The sequence below is a fragment of the Thalassotalea insulae genome (genome assembly GCF_030161395.1).
Taxonomy (GTDB): Bacteria; Pseudomonadota; Gammaproteobacteria; order Enterobacterales; family Alteromonadaceae; genus Thalassotalea_E; species Thalassotalea_E insulae.
This window is the reverse complement of record NZ_BSST01000001.1, coordinates 3,922,561-3,937,516: the sequence shown is the minus strand read 5'-3', so window position 1 is coordinate 3,937,516 and position 14,956 is coordinate 3,922,561. Positions and strand designations below refer to the sequence as shown.

Annotated in this window: 12 protein-coding genes, 3 tRNA genes and 1 riboswitch; of the genes, 6 read left to right on the top strand and 9 right to left on the bottom strand. The window is 41.3% G+C overall.

Annotated features, from left to right (window positions below; all coding sequences use genetic code 11):
* Positions 1-175: 175 nt before the first annotated feature.
* The 3 genes from QQK06_RS17660 to QQK06_RS17650 all read right to left on the bottom strand — a co-directional run bounded on the left by QQK06_RS17660 (position 176) and on the right by QQK06_RS17650 (position 737).
* Positions 176-251, bottom strand: a tRNA-Glu gene (locus tag QQK06_RS17660).
* A gap of 217 nt (positions 252-468) precedes the next feature.
* Positions 469-544, bottom strand: a tRNA-Glu gene (locus QQK06_RS17655).
* Positions 545-661: 117 nt separating this feature from the next.
* Positions 662-737 (bottom strand) — tRNA-Ala (locus QQK06_RS17650).
* A 398-nt stretch (positions 738-1,135) separates the two neighbouring features.
* Here QQK06_RS17650 and QQK06_RS17645 point away from each other — a divergent pair.
* Positions 1,136-2,068 carry a gluconeogenesis factor YvcK family protein gene (locus QQK06_RS17645; RefSeq protein ID WP_284246117.1) on the top strand — a complete coding sequence of 311 codons (933 nt, stop codon included), beginning with the start codon at positions 1,136-1,138 and terminating at the stop codon, positions 2,066-2,068.
* Between the two features lie 30 nt (positions 2,069-2,098).
* Here QQK06_RS17645 and dcd read toward each other — a convergent pair whose 3' ends face one another.
* Positions 2,099-2,692 (bottom strand): dCTP deaminase, encoded by a 594-nt coding sequence (dcd, locus tag QQK06_RS17640; RefSeq protein ID WP_284246116.1) that lies wholly within the window; start codon positions 2,690-2,692, stop codon positions 2,099-2,101.
* Positions 2,693-2,732: 40 nt separating this feature from the next.
* A complete protein-coding gene (apbC, locus tag QQK06_RS17635; RefSeq protein ID WP_284246115.1) occupies positions 2,733-3,833 on the bottom strand; it encodes an iron-sulfur cluster carrier protein ApbC in 1,101 nt (366 codons plus the stop codon).
* A 138-nt stretch (positions 3,834-3,971) separates the two neighbouring features.
* On the opposite strand from apbC, the gene metG reads away from it, so the two are divergent.
* Both metG and QQK06_RS17625 read left to right on the top strand, forming a co-directional pair.
* Positions 3,972-6,023 carry a methionine--tRNA ligase gene (gene metG / locus QQK06_RS17630; protein ID WP_284246642.1) on the top strand — a complete coding sequence of 684 codons (2,052 nt, stop codon included), beginning with the start codon at positions 3,972-3,974 and terminating at the stop codon, positions 6,021-6,023.
* Between the two features lie 105 nt (positions 6,024-6,128).
* Positions 6,129-6,557, top strand: coding sequence for a GNAT family N-acetyltransferase (locus QQK06_RS17625; RefSeq protein ID WP_284246114.1), 429 nt, complete (start codon positions 6,129-6,131; stop codon positions 6,555-6,557).
* Between the two features lie 75 nt (positions 6,558-6,632).
* Here the strand turns inward: QQK06_RS17625 and QQK06_RS17620 are convergent, their stop codons facing one another.
* The 3 genes from QQK06_RS17620 to QQK06_RS17610 form a co-directional block, all read right to left on the bottom strand.
* Positions 6,633-7,721: an efflux RND transporter periplasmic adaptor subunit gene (locus QQK06_RS17620; protein WP_284246113.1), complete on the bottom strand. Its 1,089-nt coding sequence runs from the start codon at positions 7,719-7,721 to the stop codon at positions 6,633-6,635.
* A gap of 17 nt (positions 7,722-7,738) precedes the next feature.
* Positions 7,739-10,858 carry an efflux RND transporter permease subunit gene (locus QQK06_RS17615; protein WP_284246112.1) on the bottom strand — a complete coding sequence of 1,040 codons (3,120 nt, stop codon included), beginning with the start codon at positions 10,856-10,858 and terminating at the stop codon, positions 7,739-7,741.
* 369 nt (positions 10,859-11,227) lie between these two features.
* Positions 11,228-11,956: a methyltransferase domain-containing protein gene (locus tag QQK06_RS17610; protein ID WP_284246111.1), complete on the bottom strand. Its 729-nt coding sequence runs from the start codon at positions 11,954-11,956 to the stop codon at positions 11,228-11,230.
* A gap of 205 nt (positions 11,957-12,161) precedes the next feature.
* Between QQK06_RS17610 and QQK06_RS17605 the strand changes: the two genes are divergently transcribed.
* On the top strand, positions 12,162-12,752 hold the full coding sequence (locus QQK06_RS17605) for an AAA family ATPase (protein WP_284246110.1): 591 nt from the start codon (positions 12,162-12,164) through the stop codon (positions 12,750-12,752).
* 88 nt (positions 12,753-12,840) lie between these two features.
* On the opposite strand, the gene QQK06_RS17600 is transcribed toward QQK06_RS17605, so the two are convergent.
* Positions 12,841-13,185: a DUF3718 domain-containing protein gene (locus tag QQK06_RS17600; protein WP_284246109.1), complete on the bottom strand. Its 345-nt coding sequence runs from the start codon at positions 13,183-13,185 to the stop codon at positions 12,841-12,843.
* A gap of 88 nt (positions 13,186-13,273) precedes the next feature.
* A riboswitch (cyclic di-GMP riboswitch) is annotated at positions 13,274-13,358 on the bottom strand.
* Between the two features lie 151 nt (positions 13,359-13,509).
* Between QQK06_RS17600 and QQK06_RS17595 the strand changes: the two genes are divergently transcribed.
* Both QQK06_RS17595 and QQK06_RS17590 read left to right on the top strand, forming a co-directional pair.
* Entirely contained in the window at positions 13,510-13,848 is a 339-nt protein-coding gene (locus QQK06_RS17595) for an RNA-binding S4 domain-containing protein (protein ID WP_284246108.1), read from the top strand.
* Between the two features lie 119 nt (positions 13,849-13,967).
* Entirely contained in the window at positions 13,968-14,954 is a 987-nt protein-coding gene (locus tag QQK06_RS17590; RefSeq protein WP_284246106.1) for an ion channel, read from the top strand.
* Positions 14,955-14,956 lie beyond the last annotated feature (2 nt).

The following is a 14,956-nucleotide window of genomic DNA, read 5'->3' as shown; positions in this document are numbered from 1 at the left end:
TTTAGTGTAAGGTGAGTCTTGAGCTTGCGAAAGCGAACGACATTTTTCACACTAAAACTAATAGTATCTTCGAATAGGTACTTTCATACCTACTCATTTCTGGCTTTCACCAAGGTATAAAACAAGACCTAGATTGCTTTACCCTACTCCATTGATTTTACTCAACAGATGAATGTGGCATCCCTAAGGGGATTCGAACCCCTGTTACCGCCGTGAAAGGGCGGTGTCCTAGGCCTCTAGACGATAGGGACGCTGAAATCGGTTAGAAAAGCATGCTTTTCTATTTCAGCGTAAGGCGAACGGTAAACTTGTTTACCTGAGCGACCTTATTTACTCGCTGAACATTTCATACTAATTATATTGAAAACAACACAATTAACGTCAAACTTTTTCTGGCTTTCACCAAGGTATAAAACAAGACCTAGATTGCTTTACCCTACTCCATTGATTTTACTCAACAGATGAATGTGGCATCCCTAAGGGGATTCGAACCCCTGTTACCGCCGTGAAAGGGCGGTGTCCTAGGCCTCTAGACGATAGGGACGCTGAAATCGGTTAGAAAAGCATGCTTTTCTATTTCAGCGTAAGGCGGACGGTAAACTTGTTTACCTGAGCAACCTTATCACTATTAGGAATCGTTATAGAACCATTCCATAAAATTTGGTGGAGCTATGCGGGATCGAACCGCAGACCTCTTCGCTGCCAGCGAAGCGCTCTCCCAGCTGAGCTATAGCCCCACTTAGCTGTAATATCCGTGGCCTAGTACTTCAATTACAGTCTCAACAAGTAAATAGCTACTCGTCGAAAGCGAGGCGCATTCTAAGCAGAGGCCATGATACTGTCAACCCTTATTTTAGATAAACAAGCGTTTTTTTAACAACATTAGTTTAAGTGCTTATATAAACGACAACTTGGCTAATTTTTGTTATCAACATTGATTAAATTCAAATCAATTCATAGATATAGTGACAATAATAAAAATAAGCACAACAGACTAAAAATTGTTTAACCGTTAACAAATTAAACATTAACATTAGTCAATTATCCAGCGATCCCTTGCTCTGCCTGATAGTTACTTTATTTTTTCCCCGAAAAGCGCTATGGTTTAGGCTCGCTTAAAAGATAAGAATACTGCATGCATTTAGAAAACAAAAAAGTCGTTGCTATTGGCGGAGGACATGGTCTAGGGCGAGTTCTGTCAACACTTTCCTTTTTAGAGAAACAGTTAACTGGGATAGTAACAACAACAGATAACGGCGGTTCCACCGGACGTTTACGAAAAAGAAGTAGTTCTATTGCATGGGGTGACTTAAGAAATTGTCTAACTCAATTAGTTGACGAAGAATCCATTGGCAGTCAGTTATTTAACTTTCGCTTTGATGGGCAAGATGAATTAGGCGGCCATAACCTCGGTAACTTGATCTTATTTGCGCTGGGACAGCTGCAATCTAGACCGTTAGACTCAATTAAACTCGTTCGCCGCCTATTAAGGGTTAGAACACCTGTGTTACCTATGTCAGAAACCCCCACGGATCTGATTGCTTTTTATCCGGAAGGACGTTGTCGGGTTGGAGAGCTTTCTGTCGATGAAATGCCAGTAATGCCGAAAAACTTAATGTTAGCCCCTTTAGTCAAAACTTTGGATTCATGCAAAGATGCGATTCTATCTGCAGATTTAATCATACTCGGTCCTGGCAGCTTTTTAACCAGTGTTATTCCGCCACTTTTGGTACGAGATATAGTTAAAAGCATAAATAAAAGTCAGGCGCATTGTGTATTTATTGAAAACATTGAGCCTGAAGCTAGCCCTGCTGCTGCACTAACCTTAGATGAAAAGTTACTGTGGATAAAAGAAAATATCGGTTGTTTGCCAATAGACAGCGTTATTGCGCACAGTAAGGAAGTAGTTTCTGAATTAGTACCAGTACTTTGTTGTGACTTAGCCAGTGAAGAAAACCACCACTATCATGACAGGAAAAAACTAATCACCGCACTTAATCAATGTCTTACCTTAACAAAACATAAAGCAAATAAAAGTGAGCCGTTCGCAAAAGTCAGCAACTCCTGAACAGAAAACGGCTGACTTATCGAAAAGATATTAGCCTGACCTCTCGTCTTCACTAATGCGACTGGCAACTGCGCCTTTCTGCCCTCTATATTTCGCATCATTACGTTTATTATACGGGCGAAGCGCACTACCAGACATAGTCTCAAAATTCAGCGCCGCTATTTTCATTTTAGGACGCAGCGCTAGTGGCAACTTACCACTGTTATAAAATTCCAATACGATTTGCCCTGACCAACCTGGATCAATACGATGTGCCGTTACGTGTACCATCAAGCCTAAACGCGCTAATGACGAGCGGCCATCTAACCAGCCAACAATATCATCAGGTAAAGTAACCGATTCATAAGTGACGGCCAGCGCCAATTCTCCAGGATGTAGGAAAAATGCTTCACCGTCTGGGATCACTATTTCTTCACTCATTACCGAATCCATCGCGGTTTGCACTTGCTCTCGCGGACCACTTAAATCGATAAAAGCAGCGGTATGATCTTGAAAGACGCGAAACTCATTACCTAAGCGAATATCGACACTCACCCCGGAAATCATGCTGAGATCTGGTTTAGGTACGATGACAATTTTTTCTTGTTCGATCAGGGTTTCAATATCTTTATCACAAAGTCTCATTTGCTGGAATCTTCACTTGTTACTATCAGATGTTAACGGGTTAATCGACTTGTTTGATCAGTATTTCGTTTGTTGCTGGACTACGAGCATCAAACTGTCGAAATAGATCCGCGGCGATTTTCCCCGCTATTCTACGGTATTGTTGGGCAATATCACCAGCGCTATTTTCAACGAGTGCTGATTTGCCCTGATCGGCATGCTGACAAATACTGATATCTAGCGGCAGTTGGCCAAGTAATTGAGTACCATAATCTTTACTAAGCAATTCACCGCCCCCCTGACCAAACAAATGTGATTTTTCACCACAATTTTGACAAAGGTGATAGCTCATGTTTTCAATGACACCTAACACAGGTACATTCACCTTATTAAACATCGCAATGCCTTTTGCTGCATCAGCAAGCGCAATATCCTGTGGCGTGGTGATCACCACAGCCGCCGCTACCGGCACTTGCTGCGCCAAAGTTAACTGAATATCCCCGGTGCCCGGCGGCAGATCAACGATTAAATAATCAATATCTTGCCAGGCGGTTTCATTTAATAATTGACCAAATGCCCTACTCGCCATTGGCCCGCGCCAAATAGTAGCGTCTTTTTCATCGACTAAAAAACCAATAGACATCGCAGCTAACTCATTGACCTCTATAGGATCCATTAGCTTACCATCTCGTGAGGTTACTTTAACGTCCTCTTTACCTAACATTTTAGGAATTGACGGGCCATAAATATCGGCATCTAAAATACCAACACGCGCCCCTTCTGCTTGCATAGCATATGCTAAATTAACAGCAGTCGTTGACTTACCCACCCCGCCTTTGCCTGAAGCAATAGCAATAATGTTCTTAATGCCAGTGATATCGTGCTTTTTAATATTAAGCACGTCGAGCCGACCATCGACAATAATGGAAACTTGCTGTTCGCTCAGCAATTGTTCGGCAAAGCAATCAAGCTCACTTTCACAAGCAAACGGTACCGTTAAGCTTAAGGTTATATTACCGTCGACTATTTCCAGATCGCGTAGCTGACAAACATTGGCGATGCCCTCAGGAAAAATGTCACTACGGTAACTTTGATAAAATTGCTCTATCGCTTCAATTTGTTCTTTGGCAATCGATTTTTTAGAAAAAAATTTAGAAAACATGATTATTTGCCACTCATCGACCCTAAATTCAATAAATGTCGATAATTATTAATGAAAATTACCAATAAATTCTGTACCATTCCCCCCTTAATTACCACCCTATTTTAAGAAACTTATTTTTCATTGTTGAAGACACTTATGCATTCAGATACGCCATCATCAAATAAACGTAAAATACTTGTGACCTGTGCCTTACCTTATGCCAATGGTTCCATTCATTTAGGACACTTATTGGAGCATATCCAAACCGATATTTGGGTTCGCTTTCAACGAATGCGCGGTCACGAAACTTACTTCGTTTGTGCTGATGACGCACACGGCACGCCAATTATGTTAAAAGCACAAGAATTAGGCGTAACTCCTGAGCAAATGATCGCTGGCGTACGCGAAGAGCATATGGCGGACTTTCATGATTTTCATATCAGCTTTGATAATTACCATTCTACCCATAGCGATGAAAACAAAGCATTTGCTGAAGAAATTTATAATAAACTTCACGCAAACGGTCATATTAAAACCCGTATCATTTCTCAACTGTACGATCCGGAAAAAGGTATGTTTTTACCCGATAGGTTCGTTAAAGGTACTTGCCCTAAGTGTAAAAGTGAAGACGAGAACGGCGACAGTTGTGATAATTGCGGTGCAACCTACTCACCAACAGAAGTGATTAATCCCCGCTCTGTTGTTTCTGGTGCAACGCCGGTATTAAAAGATTCAGAACATTACTTCTTTGATCTACCCGCATTTGAGCAAATGCTAAAAGACTGGACCACTAGCGGTTCACTACAAGAAGAAATGGCCAATAAGCTCAACGAATGGTTTGAGTCTGGTTTACAGCAGTGGGATATTAGCCGTGACGCCCCTTACTTTGGCTTTGAAATTCCTAATGCATCAGGTAAATTTTTCTACGTCTGGTTAGATGCACCAATCGGCTATATGGGGAGCTTCAAAAATTTATGTGATAAACAAAATATTGATTTTGACCGCTACTGGAGTGAAAACTCAGATGCTGAGCTTTATCACTTTATCGGTAAAGATATTATCTATTTTCACAGCCTGTTCTGGCCAGCGATGTTAGAAGGTGCCGGTTATCGCAAACCAACATCGGTATACGCCCACGGTTTTGTCACAGTTAATGGCGCAAAAATGTCTAAGTCGAAAGGCACCTTTATTAAAGGACGGACCTATTTAGAACATTTAAACCCAGAATATTTACGTTATTACTACGCGGCAAAATTAACCAACCGTATTGATGACTTAGACCTTAACCTCGAAGACTTTGCCCAACGCGTCAATTCAGACTTAGTAGGTAAAGTAGTCAATATTGCCTCTCGTTGTGCCAGCTTTATCACTAAGCGCTTTGACGGCATGTTATCAAGCAATATTGATGATCAGACACTAGCTGATGAAGTCACCAGCGCTGGTGATCGTCTAGCTGAGCTTTATGAAAACCGCGAGTTTGCTAAAGCGATGCGTGAAATCATGGCTCTCGCAGATAAGGTGAATGAATATATCGCGGTAAAAGAACCTTGGGTATTGGTTAAAGATGAAAGTAAACAGCAACAAGTTCAAGACGTTTGTTCGTTAGGCATTAACCTGTTTAGAACTTTAATGATCTACTTAAAACCTGTGCTACCAAAACTGGCGGAAAGCAGCGAAGCATTTTTAAATGATGCACTATTATGGGATGGCCATAAAGCGCTCCTAACCAACCATAAAATCAATAAATTTAAAGCGTTATTACAACGTGTCGATATGGAAAAAATTGACGCTATGACTGAAGCATCAAAAGAATCATTAAAGCAAACTACGCCAGCACCAGTAACAGGCCCACTAGCCGATGATCCAATTGCCCCGGAAATTCAGTTTGATGACTTTGCTAAAATCGATTTACGTATCGCCAAAATTGTTAAAGCAGAGCATGTTGAAAAAGCGGACAAGTTACTACGCCTTGAATTAGCGCTTGATAACGATGGTCAAGAAACTCGCCAAGTATTCGCCGGCATTAAATCTGCCTACCAGCCGGAAGACCTTGAAGGCAAGTTAACAGTGATGGTCGCTAATCTGGCTCCTCGAAAAATGCGTTTTGGTATGTCAGAGGGTATGGTATTAGCTGCAGGCCCTGGCGGTAAAGACCTATGGATCCTCAATCCCGACGATGGTGCACAGCCAGGTATGCGAGTTAAATAACTTGCTAACCAATAGGATAAAGCGCTAAGTTGGCGCTTTATCCCAATTGAAGTAAATATTTAACCCATTCAGAGCTATGTAGGGAAGTGAGAACAAAGCAAATTGATGCAAATAATTCGTGCCGATAAAAGTGATAAAAAAGCCATACTGCGCTTTTATCGTTCGCAGCACTATTCAGCACGCTATTTGGGCCATGATCAGGTCTATATGATTAAACAGCAACAAACCATCATTGCAGCTGCTATGGTGTCGCAAATACAAGCAGATAGCCCAGTCTACTTTTTACATGCTGTCGTAGTGAATAGTCATTATCAAAAGCAAGGTCTAGCAAGTGCATTGCTATTAGAAATAGATAAAGCGCAACAATCATTACTTTGTTTTGCCAAGATAAGCTTAGCACCGCTATATCAGAAAATTGCAATGACACACCAACCCTCAAAGCAAATTCAGCAACTACCGACGCACCTTCAACAACGTTATTACAGCTATTTAATCAAGCAACCGGCACTCAAAGTGTTTGCCCGTTATATTTAGAGCACAAAATACAATCCAATGCCTTAGCTGTGAACTAAGGCGCGATTAATTCGTAATCTAACCCTGGTCTTGAGACTATTCAGTCGTTAGCATCTGTGCTTTTGCGAACAAACGTTGATCTTGACGAACTTTTTGTCCATGTTGCAAACGCTCACCCCCTCGAACAATCACTGCGTCCCCTGCCCATAAATCTCCGGAAACAGAGACCCAGCGGCCTTTACCTTGCCCAACCAAGACATTAACTTTCTTCGCCTGGTTTTCTTTATCTATGGTCAAAACAAACGTTTCATTCTCTCTTAAGACTAACGCATCACGAGGTACTAATGTCGCTTCCTTACTATCTTGTTTAGGCAATGATACCGTTACTGCGCTACCAGCGATTAAATCAATATTATCTGCTGATAAACGAACATCAAAAGTACGGGAAGCCTGATCCCCCGCCTGACTCCAGGTTCTGATCGGCAGTTCGATTAATTTATCCTGCCACTTCACCATCACTTCTGCCTTGGTATCAATAAATTGTGCAATCGTTAATGGCGCGGCAATCTGAATATCTAAATGCTTGGTATCGACTAACTGCACGATCGGGCTGCCACGGGTAATAAGCTGACCTAAGTTAACAAAACGTTGGCTGATACTGCCACTAAACGGCGCTTTAATCGCAGTTTTTTCTATCTCTAATGCAGTTTGCTTAACTTGCATTTCCAGCGCTATTACTTCATTTTTGGCAACAATTAAATCTTTGCTGACCCGTTCGAGCTCGCTAACCGAGGTATTATTAGTTTGATTTAACGCCGATAAACGCTTCTTCTGCTTAGTTAAATAATCGACATCAGCCTGATGCTGCTTAACCTGCGCCTGCTGACGGGCTAATTGTAGCTTTAAGTGGCGATTATCAATGGTAGCGATCAGTTGTCCTTGTTCAACCTCAGCACCTATTTCTTCTACCCAGAGCAATTGCCCTGCTTGCTCAGCGGAAATCGGTGCATTATGACGACTGATAACATTACCTGGCAACCAAATAGTCGGATTAACCCGTTCCTGTTTTGCTAACTCAATAGACACCAGCTGAGCGGGCGTTTCTTTTTGTTTAGCCGTAGTGCCGTGGCTCAATGAAGCCCATAAAGCACTAGTTAAACATAAGCTTAATATTAATTTTTTCATAATCGCTGCTCCATTAATTAGGCAGAATGATGCTTGACAGCCGCTTGCTCAGCACAAGATTTAACTGACATTACGGGGTTAGCAAATAACAAGGTAAAGTCCGTACGTTTTATCCGTAACAGACAAGGAAGTAATACTATGGTAAATAACGTACTAACTGCTAAGCCTCCCACGATTACAGCCGCTAGACCACGATAAATCACGCTGCCCGTGCCAGGCATCAGTAACAATGGCAACATGCCAAAAAAACTGGTTGAAGTACTCATAAATATCGGTCTTAACCGTAAGCTCAACGCCTGTTCCACCGCGGCAAAACGAGTTAGGCCATTGCTTTGTCCCAGGCGAGTTTGATGTACCAGTAAAATCGCATTATTTACCACTAACCCTAGTAAAATGACGAAACCTATCATGGTCAGTAAATCAAGCGGCTGAAAAACAACTAGGTTAAGTAACTGTAATGCGATAACACCGCCGACAGTTGCCAATGGTATGGTGATCACAACCAGCAAACTGTCTTTTACTGACTTAAATAATGCTGCCATCAATAAAAATAAGATCACAAGTGCAAAAGCAAAGTTCTCAGCCATTATCGAAATCGCTTTAGTCAACTGATCGGCACTACCACCGTAAAGAATATGCCCGTCGTCAGATAACACCTGACGCAGTTTCGGCTCAACCTCTGCTTTTAAAACCGCTATGGTACGCTCTAATGACCAGCCCTCTGGTGGATTTACATTTAAACTGATAGTGCGATTACCATCTAAGCGGGTCAAATTAGACGGACCAACGGTGCGAGTAATATCCACCAACTCAGATAATTGGGTAATAGCGCCGGTACCTGTTACCACAGGAATATCAGCTAAACTGTCAGGGTCATCCCAACCATCAGTTCGCAAGATCATATTAAGTCGTTTAGTACCATTGAAGTATTCTCCGACAAATAAGCCATCACCTAAGGTCCGTACCACTCGTCCAAGTTCGCGACGGCTCCAACCTTGTTCTAGAATATTTCGATCATTGGGCGCTAACCGTAATTCAGGCTCTGCATTTTCCGTCCCTGGATTTGCCTGTACGCTAACACCGGGAATAGCCTCTCTGACCCAGTCTAAGCCCTGACGAGCCGCACTTTGCAACACTAAAGTATCTTGAGATTGTAAGTTGATTCTGACCTGGCGACCGCCACCGAAGCCACCAAATAAGTTACCTTGTACAGCAAACGCCTGAGTATCTGGCAAATCCACCAGGATTTCATTTCTAACTATCGCTAATAATTCGTCAACGCGACTTTGATCTTTTGCCCTTACCCCTAAACGACCACCAAATTGCCCACTAAAGAGATAATAATTTTTCAATGCCGGCTGCTTTTCACCGTCCATATATGGCTGTAAGCGTTCAACAATCGGTTCAATTACTTCTTTTGTGATGGTTTCGACATTAGCCCCAGGCGGAAAACGCAGGTTAGCATCTACCGCATCTCGTTTAACTGGAGGCAGGTAATCTAAACTCGGCATTGCCAGATAGGTGATAAATACTGGCATCACTAATAAGGATATCGCTAACAGCAGCCGTCTTTTACCACTATTAGTGAGCTTAATAACAATATCGCTAATGCGCTGCCACAGCCTTTGATTCGGATCTGCAACTTGGGTTGTTGTTAAAAAATATTTCGCCAACACTGGCAACAAAACTACGGCAACGATTAATGAAATAGCCACCGCAATAGCAATAGTTAGCGCTAAATCACCAAACAACTGGCCTTCAATATCCTTTAAGAAAAACACCGGCAGAAAAATAGCCACTGTGGTTGCGGTGGAAGCCAATAATGCCCCCCACACCTGTTGCGCTCCCTCAATAGCACTTTGATGGCTATCCAGCCCTTTATCTCTGGCGCGCAAAATATTCTCCAGCACCACAATTGCTGCATCGAGTACCATACCAACAGCAAAGGCCAGCCCGGCAAGCGATATGACATTCAGCGAGCGTCCGGTAAATTCAAGCACAATAAAGGTACTTAACAAGCTGATAGGAATGGCCGTCGCGATAATAAGCGTTGCCCGTACCCGACGAATAAAAAACCATAAAATCGATATTGATAAAATAACGCCTGCAAATAAGTTGCTAGTGACTAAATTAATCGCTCGGTAAATAAATACCGAAGCATCAAAAGATTGCACCATTACCAACTTTTTCTCAGCTAACAACTGCTGATTAATCAAAGCCACCTCGTTTTTCACCCGATTAAGGGTTTCCAGTACATTCGCGCCGTTGGCTTTATTGATCCTCATGCCAAATGCTGGATTACCATTTTGTACTGCAACACTTTGTTTATCAGGGCGGCGAATTTCAACTTTTGCAATATCCGCTAGACGAATGTTGCGGCCATTTCGAGCGGTTAGAATCAACTGTTCCAGTTCACTAACCTGATATTTACCAGTAAAACGTAAAGTATATTGCCGGCGACCAACGTCGATAAAACCACCTGAAACATCATTAGTCGCTGACACTAAAGCGATCAACTGTGGAATTTCGATACCATATTCTGCTGCTTTTATTGGATCAAAACGAATTTGCAATTGCTGGCGGTTTTGCTGATTAAACGTCTGAACACTCGCAACACCGTCCAACGCTTCAATACGGGGACGAATTACATCATCAGCAAAATCAATATAATCATCAATGGCTTGGCTGTTACCAGGTAGCGCCTGTAAAAAGAAAAAAGTTAATGCCGGTGCTGAGCCACCAAAGCCTCCAAGCATGATCCTAGGAGGACGGGCATCCCGGGGCAGATTGTTTACCCGGGTCATACGGCTGATAACATCAATTAACGTTTGATCCATGTTAGTGCCAACGCCAAATTCTAAATTAATAAACGCACTGCCACGATTGGCAAAAGCATTCATCGCTCTAAGCCCTGGGATACCTTTGAGCACTTGCTCCTGAGGTTCAACAACTTCAGATTCAATTTCCTGGGGAGATGCCGCCCGCCAAAAGGTCTGAATGGCAATGGTTGGCCGTTCGATATCCGGAAATAACTGCACCGGTAATTTAGCTAAGCTTAATAAGCCAACTAAGATGATCAAAGCAACTCCTACTGCAACCGCAGCCGGACTAGCTAACGCACTAGCAGTTAATTTCATACCGCCTCCTTATTTGGGCATTGCCAAACAAGCTCAATAGAACAAATTAACGTTAAAGCTAGTTGATTCAAGCAAAATAAGTAGTGTAGATACGACTAATCACCGGGAAAATGCGCTTAATTACAGCATGGATAAGCTTTGAAATCTAACGACATAGTTTGATACATTTAGCCCTGAGTTCAGTAGCGATATTAGAGAGATAAAAGCTAAAAAATATGACGGTAAAACGTAAGAACAAAGTAAAAGAAAAAGAAAAAGAAAAAGAAAAAGAAAAAAGTACGGAAATAGTGGTATAAATTAGGCTTAATGATTGCCATTAAGCCCCGTTAAAAGATAACTCAGCTAAGGTCTAATTTGTGCTAACTCAGCTTAGGCTTTTTCAAATACCAAAATGAAGCGATCGGTTTTACGACGAATTTCCGGCTTAAATGGTGAAATCATCCGAGAATCCTGCTTATTTTCTAGTATTGAACTCTTTTTCACCAGCGTTAACCCTAACTGAGTTAACTCATCGATGACATATTGTTGATCGATACGATGTAATTCTTGCGCATGTTTAGTTTTACTATCCGCTACCGCAGAATGATCAACTATCACTAGCTGGCCCCCTGACTTAAGCGCGCCCAGCACATCCGATAAAAACTGCGCTTTATTAATATCCCAACCTTCGGCTTTATGGTACAAGTCGTGATAACCAAGGATGAAAAATACCGCATCAAACTGTTTATCGGCTAACTCTAAATTATCGGTTTCTCTGTCATAACGGATCACATTAGCTAAACGATTATCTTTTAGTCGTGCCGCCAATTCTTTTTCAATATAAGGCATATATGCTTGATTGTTATGCAGATAAACCTTACCGCTATTCCCGACTTTTTCTGCGAGCAGCTCACTGTAATAACCTCCACCTCCGAGTAAATCTAATACTGTCATTCCTGAACTAACTTTTGTTAATTCTATTACTTGAGGCCCCTTTCGTTGCACATCCAAAGCAAGATCAGCTGCCGACCTTTGCCCTTTAGTAAAAGAAAAGTCAGCCGCAAAGCATAACGAACTAAGCAACAAACAAGTCGATAGTAATAATATTTGTTTTTTCATAGTGTTCCCCATATTGTTTTTGTTAACATAGCGTTATGAGTGCAAGAGTAAATATTCTATTGCGCTCATTAGCATAATTTTATCGATGAACCACATTGCAAATCTTTTTTAGCATAGGGTTAAATTTAATTTAACCTACTAATTACTGTGATAATAAAGAAAGTACTGCGATACTAGAACGAGAATTCAAACCTATTATTTCATTATGAATATCACAAAAATAAAAAAACGCATCGTATTAACCGGTGGCCCGGGCGGCGGAAAAACTACCGCGCTTGATTTGATCCGGCGAGAATTTTGCGGGAAGATAGCCTCGGTCCCGGAAGCTGCAACCATGATATTTAGTGGTGGTATCAGTCGTGCGATGACACCAGAAGTACTTAAAGCGCAGCAAGTGGCGATCTTTAACCTGCAAAAAAACTTAGAAGATATTCAACGAGCCGCACATCCAGATTGTTTAATTTTATGTGACAGGGGTTCATTAGACGGTCTGGCGTATTGGCCTGAAAGTGAGCAGGACTTTTTTACTAAAATGAATACCTCCTTAGAACTAGAGTTAGCCCGTTATGACGCGGTGATATTTTTCGAAACGGCAGCCAGGTCCGGGGAAAGTATAAAAAGTAACAACCCGGTCAGAAACGAATCGGAGCAAGCGGCGATTGAATTAGATAAAAAATTAAAAAAAGTCTGGTCTCAGCACCCAAACTTTAACTTAGTCGGCAGCTCTGAATCTTTTATACGCAAAGTAATGTTTGGCATTATGACGGTAGAAAATGTTATCGGTACTTATCGTTAACTGTGTATCAATTAATGACAATAAAAAAGCGCTGTCTGAATACAGACAACGCTTCTCATTTATAGATTAACAGCAATTAATTAGGCAATTAACCTTGCACTCGCTTTTGCGCTACGCTAGCTAATTCACTATTAGCTAATGCAGATAAATTAGTTTCAATCACTTTTTTCGATAACTTGCCAATTATCATAGCACCTGTTTCCGTAGCATTACGAGACGCAGCAAATGCTAGCAAGTTTTGACCATTACACTGAATACCGTCAAATACATTACGAATTTTAAGTTTGTTAGTTTTTAGATATGAACGTAATTTTGATTTGTTATCAACATTGACGTATTCACATAAATTTTGCGCAATAGTAGAGGCTTGAGTTTTTGGTGCAAAGCTAGCAGATAAAGAAATGATAGTAGCAACAGCAATAATGTTTTTCATGAATAATCCTATTAATAAACAACCTAATTAGTATTAAAGAAACGGTTGTACTATTACGCTTGATTACCTGAACATAGTGATTTGTTGCTGAGGTAACTCCGCTATCGTAGGCATAAGCCCTTAGACCGGATGTTTTGCGTAGTACCCTTTCAAGCACCTTGCCGTTTCTAGCTGGCGCGCATTCTACGGAAATAAGCGTTCAGTTCAATAGATATTCCTGCTTTTTTGTATCTGCTTTGTTTCTACACACTCGCTGCCTTTATCTTGTGCTCACCTGAACATGCAAGTTACAATAACTACAGTGCAATAATTAAGGTGTAAAAATTGAACAATACCATTAGCGTCGAACTTGAAAATCAGCCAATTGAGCTATGTAAGTTGTTAAAGGTTGCCAACCTAGTCAACGGTGGTGGCGAAGCAAAAATAGTAATTAGCGAAGGCTATGTTGCTGTTAATGGTGAAATTGCATTGCAAAAACGTCGTAAAATTTATCATCAGGATGTAGTTGAGTTTAATGGTGATTTTATTGAAGTCATTTGCCATACGCCATTAGAGACTCCTAAAGCTAAACCAGAAAAGAAAAAAGCGCCGTTATCCACGAATAAAGCTTCAGCAAATAAAAAAACTACGGCATCAGGAAAAAGAAAAAAAATCTCATTTTAAAGTCACAACCATTGCTGAGTATATCAGCTCAGCAATGACCCCTTTACTCCTCAGTACTAACATAGCTCTAGATAACTACCTAATTAGGCAAAATATTTTCTGCTGACTATACTGGCGGTATGAACAAAAATCATCACCTGTGCCAATACGATGATCCGGACGGGATCCCATGTTTAGAAGAAGCGATGAAACATTCGCATTATTGCTATTGGCATGACAGCAGTGTCGATAAATCGGGTCCCGAAGTCAAAGAAGCATTGATAGAGTTTACACGCTCGGGCGGTATGACTCGCGGCATTTGCTTAAAAAATACCGATCTGAAAAATATTGATCTGGTCAATCATTACCATAAAGAAGGTTTTGATTTTTCTTACGCCGATTTTTACCGTGCTAACTTGTCCGGTGCTCACCTTTTTAACATTAATTTTAACCACACCAGTTTAATGAAAAGTGATCTTCGTTATGCCAACTTAAATTGTGCCAACCTTAACGGTGCCAACCTCTTAGGGATCAAATGGAAAGGTTGCAAAATCGAGCACCTTTCCATTGGCAAAAAGTTAGTACAGGAAGTGCGGGCGAAACAATTGCTCAAAGAAGGCGAACAAGCTTTGGCTTTAGATCAGTTTGAGCAAGCAGAAGAAATTTATCGTGATCTAAGAAAGCACGCTGAAATGGAAGGTATATTTACCATGTCAGGCGAGCTTATTCAAAAAGAGCTCACCATGCGTCGAATGCAAATGCCTAAAGCCAGTTTTCGGCGCTTTAGCTCCAAAATTGTGGATTTATTCTGTGGTTATGGTGAAGACCCAATCCGCATTGTTGGTATCTCCTTACTGCTTATTGTTATATGTGCTGCATTATATACGTACACCGGATTAAGTTATCAAGGCGATGTCCTCACCTACGATAGCAACAAAAGCATCACCGAGAACTTTTCCCTCTTTCTCTCCTGTTTATATTATTCGATCGTCACGTTTACCACCTTAGGCTACGGCGATTTTACCCCTGTTGGTATCTCGCGCGCAATCGCCGCAATAGAAGCCTTTACCGGCAGTTTTACCATCGCGTTATTCGTCGTAGTATTTGTTAAGAAAATGACCCGCTAAAT